Origin of the sequence: Reyranella sp., from assembly GCF_017305915.1 — a bacterium.
GTDB lineage: Bacteria > Pseudomonadota > Alphaproteobacteria > Reyranellales > Reyranellaceae > Reyranella.
Genome location: NZ_JAFKJN010000033.1, coordinates 37,012 through 49,402 on the forward strand (window position 1 = coordinate 37,012; position 12,391 = coordinate 49,402).

The following is a 12,391-nucleotide window of genomic DNA, read 5'->3' on the forward strand; positions in this document are numbered from 1 at the left end:
TCAGCCGTCGAGCGCGTTGTCGCGCGCCCGTCCCATCAGATGGATGAACACGTCCTCGAGCGTCGGCTCGGCCTCTTCCCACTTGAGGCTGTCCTCGTGCCGGAACGGCTCGATCGTCCGCACCAGTGCCTCGCGATCGGGGCCACAGACATGAAGCGCTGTGCCGAACGCCGCCGCGGCCGTGACGCCCTCCGCGTCGCGCAGCTTGGGCGCGAGGCGGTCGGCGCCGGGACCGCGGGCGATGAAGGCGGCGAGGCCGGACTGCTCGATGATCTCTGCCGCGGTGCCGCGCGCCATCAGCTCGCCATAGGCGATGTAGGCGATCTCGTGACAGCGCTCGGCCTCGTCCATGTAGTGGGTCGAGACCAGCACGGTGATCCCCTCGGCGGCATAGGAGTGGATCTCGTCCCAGAAGGCGCGGCGCGCCTTGGGGTCGACGCCAGCGGTCGGCTCGTCGAGCAGCAGCAGCTTGGGCTCGTGCAGCACGCAGGCCGCCAGCGCCAGCCGCTGCTTCCAGCCGCCCGACAGCGCGCCGGCGAGCTGCTTCTGCCGCGTCGCCAGCCCCAGCCGCTCGAGCGATCTGTCGACGCGGTTCTTGAGATGGTCGAGGCGGTAGACCCGGCCGACGAATTCGAGGTTCTCGCGGATGGTGAGATCCTCGTAGAGGCCGAAGCGCTGGGTCATGTAGCCGGCCTGCCGCTTGATCGCGTCGCGGTCGCGCACGAGATCGTGGCCGAGGCAAGTCCCGCCGCCTTCGTCGGGCGTCAGCAGCCCGCAGATCAGGCGCAAGGTCGTGGTCTTGCCCGAGCCGTTGGGGCCGAGAAAGCCGCAGATGCGGCCCTGCTCGATCGCGAGGCTCACATGGTCGACGACGGTGCGCCGGCCGTAGCGCTTGACGAGATCGTGGACATCGATGGCAAGGGCCATGATCTCACCTCGTCACCGGCGCCACGGTGATCGGCAGGCCTGGCGACAGCCGGGTGCCGGTCGGATCCGGCCGCGCCTCGATCAGGAAGACGAGCTTGGTGCGCGCCGTCTGGGAATAGATCACCGGCGGCGTGAACTCTGTGCGCGGCGAGATGTAGATGATGCGCGCCTTGAGGTCGGGCGGGCAGGAATCGCAGGTGAAGCTCACGGTCTGGCCCATCTGCAACAGCGCCACGTCCTCCTGCGGCACGAAGAAGCGCAGCTTCAGCCGGAACGGCGGCAGCAGCGACACCACCGGCGCGCCGGCCGGCACCCATTCGCCAACGTTGAAGAAGGTGTTCTCGATCAGCCCGTCCTCGGGCGCACCGGGCATCAGGTCGTCGAGCCGCTTCCTGGCCTGGTCGAGCGCCGCCTGGTCCTGGTCGGCCTGCGCCTTGGCGGCGGCGATCTCGTCGGGCCGCGCGGCCAGCTCGTTCACTTTCTCCTGCGCGATCAGCGAGGACTGGCGCATGCGGAGCTGCCGCAGCGTCGAGTCGGCGTTCTCGTAGTCCTTGCGCGTGCCGACGCCCTTGGCCAGCAGCTCGCTCTGGCGCTTGTACTCGATCTCGGCCATGGCGAGCGCAGCCTCGGTCTCGCGGCGCTGGGCGGTCGTGATCTCCTTCTCCTCCGGCCGCTTGCCCTTCAGCAGGTTCTCGTAGCGCGCCCTCGCTTCGGCGAGCGCGCCCTCGGCGCGCGCGACCTCGGCCTGCGCCACCACCGGATCGATGACGAACAGCCGGTCGCCCTTCCTGACCTGCACGCCGCGATCGACCGGCCGCTGCACCAGCCGGCCGGACACCGGCGGCGCGATCAGGCTGGTCTCACCCTCGACATAGCCGAGATAGCGGTCGCTTCCGGTGCTGAAGCCCAGCGCCGCCATCAACGGCGCGCGCCAGAACAGGCCCGCGGCGGTGGCCGCGAAGATCACGGCGACGACGATCAGGAGGGCACGGCGCTTCATGACGGCCTCAACGCGTGCAGCATCAGGTTGGCGTGGTGGCGGGCGAGGGCGCGGGCATCGAGCTTTTCGGCGCCGATCGGCTCGAACACCGTCTTCCAGATGATGCTGAGCAGCATCGGCCCGATCAGCGAGCGCACGGTCAGCATCGGATCGACAGGGCGGAACTCGCCGCTCGCCACGCCGCGGGCGATCAGCCCCTCGAAGATCGGGATGCCCCGGCCGATCACCTCTTTCAGATAGAAACGCCCGATGTCGGGGAAGGCGCGCGATTCGGCGATCACCACCTTGGCGATCGAGGGCATCGGCGTGTCCTCGACGCGGCTTGCCATGAAATCGAGGATGCGCGGGATCAGCTCGGCGACCGGACCCTGATGTGCCCTGGTCAGCGCCTCGACGGTCAGCAGGTTGCTGCCGATGGCCTGGCGGATGACTCCCTGGAACAACGCCATCTTGTCCTCGAAGTAGAGGTAGATCGCCGCCTTGCTGAGGCCCGCGCGCGCCGCGACGTCGTCGAGCCGCGTCGCCGCGAAGCCCTTCTCCACGAACAGCTCCAGCGCAGCCTCGACGATCTCGTTCGGCCGTTCGGCAGGGGCGCGGCGCTGCTTCTTCACCATCCTATAACTTACTTACCAGTCAGTTAGTTGCGAAGCAAGCCATGGCGCAGAACGTGCGCAAGTATCTCTTCCGGTTGGATTTTCGGGGAGGCGTAGCGTGCGGATTTTCGGCTTAGTCGCGTTGGCTGTTGTTTTGGCGGCGGGCGGGCCGGCGGCGGGCCAGGAGGCTTACCCGACGCGGCCGATCCGCTGGGTCGTGCCGTTCCCGCCCGGCGGGCCGACCGACACGCTGTCGCGCATCCTGGCCTCCAAACTGGGCGATGTCTGGAAGCCCGGCATCGTCATCGAGAACAAGGGCGGCGCGGCGGGCGCCATCGGCGTCGACTTCGCGGCCAAGTCGGCGCCGGACGGCTACACCATCCAGCTCGGCACCCAGAGCACCAACGGCTCCAACAAGATCTTCTATCCCAACCTGCCGTACGACCCGATCGCCGACTTCGAGGCGCTGACGCTCTTGGGGACCGCCTGCATGGCGCTGACGATCCCCAACAGCGTGCCGGCCGGCACGGCGCAGGAGCTGGTCGACTGGGTCAAGAGGCAGGACGGCGTCTCCTATGCGGCGGCCACCGGCTCGAGCCAGCACATCGCGGCCGAGCTGCTGGTCAAGCGCGCCGGCCTCAAGGCGACGCTCGTGCCCTATCGCGGCAGCGCGCAGGCGCAGCCCGACCTGATGGCCGGCCGGATCGCCTTCATGTTCGACAATCTGCCGTCGGCCCTGCCGCAGGCCCGCGCCGGCAAGGTCAAGGTGCTGGCGCAAACCTGCGCCACGCGCTCGCCCTCGGCGCCGGACCTGCCGACGATGGTCGAGGCGGGCTTCGCCGATTTCGTCGTCGATGGCTGGTACGGCATGTTCGCCCCGGCCAGGACGCCCAAGCCGATCGTCGACAAGCTGTCGGCCGACATCAACAAGGCGCTGAAGGACCCCGATTCGCTCGAGAAGTGGAAGACGCTGGGCTTCGATCCGATCGGCACGACGCCCGCGGAGTTCGCCAAGCGCCAGAAGGACGACCTTGCCTACTGGAAGAAGATGATCGACTACACCGGCGTGAAGGTGGAGTAGACGCGACGCGTCAGGGCCGCCGCAGCGGCACCGCTAGGTAGCAGCCGGACTCCTTGGGGAAGTCGACCGAAACGCATTGCAGGCCTTGCGGCAGTCCGGCTACGGACCGCTCAGATCGATCCAGACTTCGATGGTGCCGGCGGCGGGCTTGGTCGGGAAATTGAAGAGCTCGCGCACCGGCAGATCCTTGCCGTTGTTGAAGGTCTTGAGCGTCGAGCCGACCAGCTTCGCCATCGGCAGGTCCGCCGCCTGGAAGATGCGAACCTCTGCCAGCTGCCTGGTGCTGTCGAGCTTCTGCGCTTGCGGCACCTCGAAGCCCAGGTCGCCGAGATCGGTACGCAGGCTCTGCACCTTCGCCGAATCGCCGAAATACTGAACATAGACCCGGGTGCAAAATTCCTGCGGGGCCTTCACCGGCGCGAAGTACTGGTCGGACCCGGTCGGAGACCGATGCGCTTCCGGCTTCCCGGTGAGGACCAGTGTCGCGCCGCCGGGAACCAGCCCGATCTGCGGTGCCATCAGATAGGCCGCCGAGGGCATGCCGTTGCGCAGGCGGATGTTGGCGTTGTCGTTGACCTTGATGGTTTCGTTGCCCTGCAGGCTCGCCAGGGGAGCGGCGCCGGCGATGAGCCTCTGAGTGTCGTTGCCCAGCCAGAGCACGCCGTCGCAGGTACCGACGCTGGGCGGTGTGCGCTGGATCACCTGCTGCGGCGGGCTCTGGACGATGTTGCCGGACGAAGTGGGGTTTATCGCCTGCGTGGATTTGACGGCCAGATTGTCGAGCTCGGCCGACTGAGCGTCGCCAATACGCTGAAGCAGCTTCTTGAGCGGTCCCAGGGAATTTTCGCCCCCGGCATTCAACGCCTCGATGGCGGCCCGCGCCTCGTTGCGGGTGGCCGCGCTTTCGCGGCTGTTGGCGACGCTCATCGTCTGGAACGCGGTTTCCCGGTCCTTGAGAGCGACCCGCCGTTCCTCGGACAGGCCGCGATAGTAAAAGGCCACGACGGTCGCGGCGATTGCGATCGCTCCGAGCAGCAGGATGTAAAACGAGGCGGCAGCGATCGTCTGGCGACGCACCCTCTTGCGGCTGGCCTCGATGAATTGGTCGATCTCGGGATCCACGCCGGTCAGGGTGGCGGCTTCCTTCAGCGCATCGCCGTTCAATAGATATCCGACGTCGCGGCCCGATATTCGCCATTGCCGTGCCAGGGCACCGATGCGGATGGCGGCGCGCGTCTCAGGGGTCGCCTCGATCTGCTCGGCGCCGATCGGCGCGGTGAGCAAGGCGCCCTTCTCGGGCTGTGCAGGCGCCGTGCCGGTGTAGGGCAGCAACGCCGGAAGCTCGCCGCGCGGCCGCTCCCCGCGGTTGACGGCCTCGGCCGTCCAGAAATACAGCATCTTGCGCAGGGCTTCGCGGTCGCGGCCCGGCGCCACGTCGCGGCCGGCATCGATCAGGTCGCGGACAAACGATTCGCACTCCTGGCCCGATGCCTTCTTCAGCGGGTCGGCCATCAAGGCAAGATGGTGTTGGCGCAATTGGGAGAGGCCGACGGCGGGCGAGGCGCCGGGAGCAGCTTCGGTCATGGCGGACACGCGCAGTTTTGGGGAACGCGGGTGCGGATGGTCTTCAGGGCATCGCGCATCGGCAGAAGGCTCGCGAACAACAGCTTCAACGTCTGGTCCACGGCGAGAAAGTGCACCCGCGTCTTGAGGCGGAACTCGGTGAAGGCGGTGACGATCTCACCGAAGCGTTCCGTCGGGGAGGGCCCCGAGGGCGCGGGGGTGTCCAGCGTCGGCAACGCCGCCTCATAGAGGACCATCGCGCCGTTGAGAGCGGCGTCCATGAACGGCGCGCCCCCTTCCGGGGCGTCGACGAGGGTCCGCAGGGTTTGCCGGACGCCACGCCAGACGCGGGACAAATCGTTGAGGAAACCGGGCCCTGGATTGGCGAGGATCCGCGCCATCTCGGCGATGCGGATGTCGGTGACCTGCCACAACGCATGCTCCAGGATGTTGGCGCGCATCGCTTCGGTGACCCGATCGAGGCTTTCTGCCGCCTGCTGCATTTTCCCATCCAGCGGCAGGCCCGGGCCGATCGCCGATTCGAGCAGGCCCCGGAGCTGCTTTATGGGAAGTTCCCGCGAGAGCCCGAAGATGCAGCCGTCGATCCGCGGCGGCTCTTCCGTCACGAGCAGCCGGAGCTCGGCGAGCGCGAACGCCTGCTGGTCGGCATCGCTCGACCCCAGCGCGGATGCCGCGTGGATCGCGATCTCCAGGCAATGCCGGCAGATGTCGTTGGCCTCCTCGGGGACCCGGCCCTGGACGTCGTTGGCCGTCCGGCGAATCGTTTCGACGATCGCCTTCAGCGACGCCAGGGGCAGGGTGGGCTCGCTCGGCGCCTCGCCCTCGTCCAGCCAGTCGGCCCCCTGGACCTGAAGGATATGCAGGCTGTCGTGCAGTCTCTTCAGCGCCTCGAACTGGTCGAGGGCGATGACGATCCTGTCGATCTCTCCGGTCTGCGCCGGATTGCGATGGTCGCGCACGAAGGTGCAGGTTTGCCCGTTCTGGCACGTGCCGGCCTGCGGATTGACCGCCAGCCCGCCCGACAGCTCATTCAGCGCCTGGACGACGACCGTGACATGCGGCGTCTTCTCGAGCGCGGGGCGGACCAGCGCGCGCGCCCGCTCGACGATGGTGGCCCTGAACTTCTCGTCCTGCCACTTGTGCTCGACGACCCGTGAGAGGAAGGGAAGCAGCGTCCCCTCGCGCTTGATCTCCCCGAGGCACGTGTCGGTCACCACGACCATCGTGCACTCGCCAGCCCTGGCAGGAAGATAGCCGGCGCAGTCGCCGTGACCTGTATAGCGGTCCAGCACGGCGGTGAAATCTTCGAGCTTGAAGGTGCCCGCGATCGCCTTGCCGATGGCGTCGAGTTGCTGCGGAGTCAACAGGGTGCCGGACATGGGCGGGCCTCAGGGCGGCAGGAGGGCAGCGTGGCCGCGGGCGACGATGCTGGCGTGGATCTGGCCGATCGGAATGCCTTGATTATAGGTCGGCGGCGGGCGCTTCGGATCGCCGAGATGATGCAGCGCCACGAGGTCGAGATCCATGTTGAAGCAGGGTGATCCGGACGAGCCCGGCGACGTGTTGGTCTCGTAGCGCAACCGCCGGCCGTCGTGCCGGTAGCCGATGACCGACGTCGTATCGATGGCGAACCGCACCGGATCGCCCATCGGATGCTGGACGATGATCAGGGCGTCGCCGGCCTGCACCGGAGGACCGGACAGGGCGATGAAGCCGCGGTCCGCCCCCGGGATCGGGTCGAGCTGGAGCAGGGCGTAGTCGAGCTCGGCCGCGCCCGGCGGCGGGTCGTCGGGCTGGGCCGTGCGTTCGGCGGGGCTGCACGGCAGCTCGTCGACGATCGATCGCACGGGCACGACGGTCCCGGCTTCGACGGTGTTGTTCGAGAGCCGCCGGAAGTCGAAGCGGCAGCCCAGTCTGTCGGTGGCGCCGAGCTTGCGCGCCTCCTCGACCACATGACAATTGGTCAGGACGGCATTCGCCCCGACCAGGAAGCCTGTCCCCAAGGCAGTGCCCGACAGCTCGATCCGGCACACCTGCTTGCGCACCTGCTCGATCCGGTCGATCCAGACCGTCAGATCGACGGACTTCAGGGCCGGCTTGATATTCTTCTGCAGGCCGGGGCCCGCGCCGGCCTCGGCGGCCTGCGTCTTTCCCGCCTTCTGCAGCTGGAAGTCCAGCGGCGCCTGGCCGGCGTTGCCCGTCACCGCCGGGCAGAACTGCGCAATGACGGCGCGGATGTCCTTGTTCAACGGCTTCTCGCGATAGACCACCGTCAGGAACCGCTCCGTGCTGCCGTCCTTCGACAGCGTTTGCAGCAGGTTCAGGATCATCGTCCTGAGCGGATCGGGGCTGATCGGGCTGATATAGGCCTCGAACAGCTCGTCTCCGGTGGCGAGGTAGACCATCCTCTTCAGCGCCGCCAGGTCCAGGGCCTTCGTCAAGGCCTTGGCGAGGGCAACCACCTGTTCGGCGGTCGACTGGGCGCCGGCGTCGTTCACGGCAGGAACCGGATCTGCTCGAGGCTGGTCAGCGCCGCGGGCGTATCGCCGGCGAGCGCTTCGGTGGCACGCGCCAGGGGATCGACGCTGGCGAGACGGCCGAAGCTGATGCCGCTCTTCGCCTCGATCGAGCGGATCGGGACTTGCGTGGCGACGCTGAGCTGCGGCGACGTGAAGGCGCCGAAGACGAACTCTTCCTCCGGCTGCAGGCTCTGCTCCTGGTTCATCTCGTAGCCGGTGGCGCACAGCTTCTTGGTATCGTCGTGGATGAAGGCGACGATCTTCCAAAAGGTCCGCGGGATCCGCACGCCGTACATCGCCGGGTCGTCGTCCTCGAAATACGGGCCGGTGAAGACCGACACCTTCATCTCGTCTTCCTTGGTGTGGTCGAGCGCATAATCCTCGAGGGCCAGCCAGATCGGCGCGTTGAACGCCTGCATCTGGGGCGTCGTGTTGGTGACGTGCATGGAGTCTTCGTTGCCGCGTTTTGCCGTCGCGGCGTTGCCCCAACCCGGGTCCTCGCGCCGCGTCATGTGCCCGCGGCTGAACTTCGGCGGGCTGCCGTAGCACTCGTTCATGATCTGCTGCGTCTTGGGGATGCGCGGGTCCCACTTCCAGCCGACGCGCTTGCTCTTCTTCGACTGGCCGCCGTCGATGTTCACGGCACTGAAGAAGCACATGCGGCGGCTGCGGCTCATGACGACCGAGTAGTGCTCGTAGCGCAGCTCCGTCTCGTCCTTGCCGTCGAGCTTGAAGGCGAGGACGTCGTCGGTGTGGCGCTCGACCTCGGGCAGGTCCACCGTGAAGGCCTTGCCGTCGCCGAGGAACGACGGGATGTAGCCTTCGCGGTCGCGATAGTCTTCGATGACGGCTTCATTGTCGCCGGGTATGTCGCCGCCGGTATCGCCGGCCAGCGTGCGCAGCGGCGCCTGCGCCGACAGAACCCGGGGCTGATCGCCCAGCGACACGGTCACGGTCAGCGGTATGGTGAAGCTCGTGCTGGCCGGGCGGCCCGGCGCGGGCCGACGGGGCGCGACGGCGGCGGCGGGAGGCTTCGGCGGCTTCGCTTCCACGCGGCTCGACCGTCGTCCGGCCTGGACGTCGGCCAGGATCCGGCTCACGACGTCGCAGCGCACGGCATAGTTGGCGGTGAGGAACGTGCCGCTGAAATGCAGCCCGAGCGCCTTGCCGCTGTCGAGATCGATCACGGTGGAGCCCGAATTGCCGCCCAGCGTGGTGCAATTGTGCTGGAGCTCGCGGGCCTCGACCACGGTCACGGCGCCGGGGGCGAGACGCTTCTTGTTGTAGATCCGCCCGTAGATCTTCTCCATGAGATCCGGTTCGGGGATGCGACTGTCGTAGGCCGGATAGCCGATGGTCGCGACGAACGGCGCCGCTCTGGCCTGGTCCGCGAGCATGATGGGCGTGGCGAGCTTGGGGTCGCCGCCCGTAATCTTGACCTCGAAGAAGGCGACGTCCGGGCCGGGCGGATCTTCGATGTGAAGCGGCTTGACCAGCTCGAAGACCAGCGTGTCGGCGTTGCCGATCTCCTGCAGGAAATCCACGCTCGCCGCGATCGGCCCACCGCTGCCGGGCTTGAAGGTGAAGCCGTCGCCTTTGCGGGCCGCGAATTCGTTGGCGACATGGCGATTGGTCACCAGGATGTTCTCGGCGACCAGCCAACCGGTGCCCACCCAGTCGAGGCGCGCGCCCTTGAGCTCGATGCGGCCGACCGCGCGGATCGCCGCGCTGAGCGGGGCCTTGGCGTTCTCCAGACGCTGGCGCCAGATCACGCTGTCGGCCTGGTCGGCGAAGTCGAGCTTGGTCTCGTTGTGCTGGATCGCCAGCACGGGGCGGGTCTGGCGCAGGATGATACTTTCGAGACCGATCTCGTTCTCGATCGGGGATCCTGCCGACATCGATTCCAGAGCCGGCACGGACGGCAACGAAGATTGCGCCGTGTCGCGGCCTTCGTTGGCGAGATTGGGGTCGCTGGCGCGGACCGCATCGTTGAGCGCTCGCAGGCGTGCGAGCCTTTGCTCCAGCTCGGCCATGTGATCAGCCTCCCCTCTTCTGGAACATGCGCTGCCCTCCGCAGTACGCAGATGCATTCATAACGCAAAACTCGGAGAAGCTGCAACCGATAGTAGGGTGACCAAAAAAAGGCCGCCCTTCGGCGGCCTTTCACTGGGACAGGGTGTCTGACCTAGTTGTACTTGTTTAGTTGTACTTGGCGATCTCGAGCCGGCCGACCTGGTCGCGATGGACCTCGTCCGGGCCGTCGGCCAGGCGGAGCGTGCGCTGGTGGGCGTACATGCTTGCCAGCTTGAACACCTGGCTGACGCCGCCCGCGCCGTGGAGCTGCAGGCAGCGGTCGACCACCTTGGAGCTGATGTTCGGCACCGCCACCTTGATCATGGCGATCTGCTGGCGGGCTTCCTTGTTGCCGTACTTGTCCATCGCCCAGGCGGCCTTCAGCACCAGCAGGCGGGCCATGTCGATCTCCATGCGCATGTCGGCGACATGGGCCTTGGTGACGCCCATCTCCGAGATGCGCTGGCCGAAGGCGACGCGGCTCTTGGCGCGCTTGATCGCCATCTCGAGCGCGCGCTCGGCGACGCCGATGGCGCGCATGCAGTGATGGATGCGGCCCGGGCCGAGGCGGCCCTGCGCGATCTCGAAGCCGCGGCCCTCGCCCAGCAGGATGCTCGACTTCGGCACGCGCACGTTGTCGTAGACCACCTCGGCATGGCCGTGCGGCGCGTCGTCATAACCGAACACGTGCAGCATCTTGACGATCTTGATGCCGGGCGTGTCGCGCGGCACCACGATCATCGACTGCTGGCGGTAGGCCGGCGCGCTGGGATCGCTCTTGCCCATCAGGATGATGACCTTGCAGCGCGGGTCGCCCATGCCCGACGACCACCACTTGCGGCCGTTGATCACGTAGTCGTTGCCGTCCGCCTCGATGCGGCACTCGACGTTGCGCGCGTCGGACGAGGCGACCGCGGGCTCGGTCATCGCGAAGCAGGAGCGGATCTCGCCGTTGAGCAGCGGCTTCAGCCACTTCTCCTTGTGCTCCTTGCTGCCGTAACGGGCGAACACTTCCATGTTGCCGGTGTCGGGCGCCGAGCAGTTGACCGCCTCCGAGGCGATCGAGGCGCGGCCGAGGATCTCGCAGATCGGCGCGTATTCGAGGTTGGAGAGGCCCATCGTGCCATGGGTGTCGCCGGAGTCGCGATCGGCCGGCAGGAACATGTTCCACAGGCCGCGCTTCTTCGCCTCGGCCTTGCACTCCTCCAGGACGGGCGGGAGCTGCCAGCGGTCCTTCGAGGCGTTGAGCTGGTCCTCGTAGACCGTCTCCGCCGGATAGATGACCTCGTCCATGAACTTCAGGAGCTTCTCCTGCAGTTCCTTTGTGCGGTCCGAGTATTCGAAATCCATGCCCGTCTCCCTGTCGCGTGCTGCGGCGGACTCTGGCGGAAATCCGTGGCAATGTGAACGGCCATTCAGCCGCGCTATGGCGTTTCGGCGTGCGGCCTGCCGGAGGAAATCACCCATGAAAATCACGGGTTACGAAGCCATCGCCCTCAAGGTGCTGGAGGACGATCCGCTGGCCAACATGCCGGAGGAGGCGGGCCGTACGCGCCCGGCGGTGGCGCTCAGGCTGCGCACCGACCAAGGCATCGAGGGCATCGGCGTCACGCTCTACGGCCGGATGATGAAGACCCTGCACACCGCGGTCGACGAGCTGGCGGCGCTGACCGTCGGCGAGGATCCGATGCGCATCGAGGCGATCGCCGCCAAGCTGCGCAACAACAGCGGCGATGCCGGGCCGGGCGGCATCTTCACCCTGGCGCTGTCCGCCATCGACACCGCGCTGTGGGACATCAAGGGCAAGGCGCTGAACCAGCCGCTGTGGAAGCTGCTGGGCGGCCATCGCGATCGCGTGCCGACCTATGCTTCGGGCTCGCTGCGCCGCGGCCTCACCGACAAGCAGGCGCAGCAGGCGGCCGAGACGCTGCTCAGGAAGGGCTTCAAGGAGATGAAGACCCAGATGGGCCTGCCCGGCGATCCGACGCCGGCCGACGAGGTGCGCCGCGTCAAGGTGATCCGCGACGTGATCGGGCCCGACATCAAGCTGATGTGCGACATCAACCAGCGCTGGCGGCCCGAGCAGGCGATCGACATCGGCCATCGTGTCGAGGAAGCGGGCGTCGGCCTGTTCTGGCTCGAGGACGTGACCGCGGCCGACGACTACCAGGGCCTGGCGCGCGTCACCGCCGCGCTCAAGACGCCGGTCGCCGGCGGCGAGTACGTCTGGGGCATCCAGCCGTTCCGGCAGATGATCCAGGCGCACTCGGTCGACATCGTGATGATCGATCTCGCGCGCGTCGGCGGCCCGACGCAATGGATGAAGGTTGCCGGCATGGCCGAGGCCTTCAACCTGCCGGTGGTCAGCCATGTCATGCCCGAGACGCTGGTGCACATGGTGGCGGCCTGCCCCAACGGCCTCACCGTCGAGTACATGCCGTGGATGGTGGCGCTCTACCAGGAGACGCCGGCGATCGAGAACGGCCAGATGGTGCTGTCGCAGAAGCCGGGGCTCGGCCTCACCTTCGACGAGGCGGCGATCAAGAAGTTTCGCGCATAGCGGCGCTCTTGCGGACCGGTCCGCTGGCGGCCTACATGGACCGCCAACGAGAAC

Annotated in this window: 10 protein-coding genes; 2 read left to right on the top strand and 8 right to left on the bottom strand. The window is 67.4% G+C overall.

The features are described from left to right. The 3 genes from J0J01_RS27765 to J0J01_RS27775 are packed head-to-tail and all read right to left on the bottom strand — an operon-like array spanning position 1 to position 2,541. The gene (locus J0J01_RS27765) at positions 1–927 is read right to left on the bottom strand and encodes an ABC transporter ATP-binding protein (protein ID WP_296386771.1); all 927 of its coding nucleotides are present in this window, start codon (positions 925–927) and stop codon (positions 1–3) included. 4 nt (positions 928–931) lie between these two features. Beyond that, on the bottom strand, positions 932–1,927 hold the full coding sequence (locus J0J01_RS27770) for an HlyD family efflux transporter periplasmic adaptor subunit (protein ID WP_296386772.1): 996 nt from the start codon (positions 1,925–1,927) through the stop codon (positions 932–934). Next, on the bottom strand, positions 1,924–2,541 hold the full coding sequence (locus tag J0J01_RS27775; RefSeq protein WP_296386775.1) for a TetR/AcrR family transcriptional regulator: 618 nt from the start codon (positions 2,539–2,541) through the stop codon (positions 1,924–1,926). Before J0J01_RS27775 ends, J0J01_RS27770 begins: the two co-directional genes overlap by 4 nt. A 121-nt stretch (positions 2,542–2,662) precedes the next feature. Here J0J01_RS27775 and J0J01_RS27780 point away from each other — a divergent pair, with 121 nt between their 5' ends. Beyond that, positions 2,663–3,601 (top strand): tripartite tricarboxylate transporter substrate binding protein, encoded by a 939-nt coding sequence (locus tag J0J01_RS27780; RefSeq protein ID WP_296386776.1) that lies wholly within the window; start codon positions 2,663–2,665, stop codon positions 3,599–3,601. 99 nt (positions 3,602–3,700) lie between these two features. On the opposite strand, the gene J0J01_RS27785 is transcribed toward J0J01_RS27780, so the two are convergent. The 5 genes from J0J01_RS27785 to J0J01_RS27805 form a co-directional block, all read right to left on the bottom strand. Then, complete coding sequence (locus J0J01_RS27785) at positions 3,701–5,113, bottom strand: hypothetical protein (protein ID WP_296386777.1); 1,413 nt, start codon at positions 5,111–5,113, stop codon at positions 3,701–3,703. Positions 5,114–5,181: 68 nt separating this feature from the next. Beyond that, entirely contained in the window at positions 5,182–6,564 is a 1,383-nt protein-coding gene (locus tag J0J01_RS27790) for a hypothetical protein (RefSeq protein WP_296386779.1), read from the bottom strand. Between the two features lie 9 nt (positions 6,565–6,573). After that, positions 6,574–7,683 carry a serine protease gene (locus J0J01_RS27795; RefSeq protein WP_296386781.1) on the bottom strand — a complete coding sequence of 370 codons (1,110 nt, stop codon included), beginning with the start codon at positions 7,681–7,683 and terminating at the stop codon, positions 6,574–6,576. Continuing rightward, positions 7,680–9,737, bottom strand: a complete 2,058-nt coding sequence (locus J0J01_RS27800) for a DNA/RNA non-specific endonuclease (RefSeq protein ID WP_296386783.1) — start codon at positions 9,735–9,737, stop codon at positions 7,680–7,682. Before J0J01_RS27800 ends, J0J01_RS27795 begins: the two co-directional genes overlap by 4 nt. Positions 9,738–9,903: 166 nt before the next feature. Then, the gene (locus tag J0J01_RS27805) at positions 9,904–11,127 is read right to left on the bottom strand and encodes an acyl-CoA dehydrogenase family protein (RefSeq protein WP_296386785.1); all 1,224 of its coding nucleotides are present in this window, start codon (positions 11,125–11,127) and stop codon (positions 9,904–9,906) included. Between the two features lie 115 nt (positions 11,128–11,242). Here J0J01_RS27805 and J0J01_RS27810 point away from each other — a divergent pair, with 115 nt between their 5' ends. Further along, on the top strand, positions 11,243–12,337 hold the full coding sequence (locus tag J0J01_RS27810; protein WP_296386787.1) for a mandelate racemase/muconate lactonizing enzyme family protein: 1,095 nt from the start codon (positions 11,243–11,245) through the stop codon (positions 12,335–12,337). The last annotated feature ends 54 nt before the right edge of the window (positions 12,338–12,391 follow it).

Bases quoted from the DNA above. Each gene is read 5' to 3' on its own strand.
- J0J01_RS27805 (WP_296386785.1), bottom strand. From the start codon at position 11,127: ATGGATTTCGAATACTCGGACCGCACAAAGGAACTGCAGGAGAAGCTC.
- J0J01_RS27775 (WP_296386775.1), bottom strand. From the start codon at position 2,541: ATGGTGAAGAAGCAGCGCCGCGCCCCTGCCGAACGGCCGAACGAGATC.
- J0J01_RS27765 (WP_296386771.1), bottom strand. From the start codon at position 927: ATGGCCCTTGCCATCGATGTCCACGATCTCGTCAAGCGCTACGGCCGG.
- J0J01_RS27810 (WP_296386787.1), top strand. From the start codon at position 11,243: ATGAAAATCACGGGTTACGAAGCCATCGCCCTCAAGGTGCTGGAGGAC.
- J0J01_RS27790 (WP_296386779.1), bottom strand. From the start codon at position 6,564: ATGTCCGGCACCCTGTTGACTCCGCAGCAACTCGACGCCATCGGCAAG.
- J0J01_RS27800 (WP_296386783.1), bottom strand. From the start codon at position 9,737: ATGGCCGAGCTGGAGCAAAGGCTCGCACGCCTGCGAGCGCTCAACGAT.
- J0J01_RS27770 (WP_296386772.1), bottom strand. From the start codon at position 1,927: ATGAAGCGCCGTGCCCTCCTGATCGTCGTCGCCGTGATCTTCGCGGCC.
- J0J01_RS27785 (WP_296386777.1), bottom strand. From the start codon at position 5,113: ATGGCCGACCCGCTGAAGAAGGCATCGGGCCAGGAGTGCGAATCGTTT.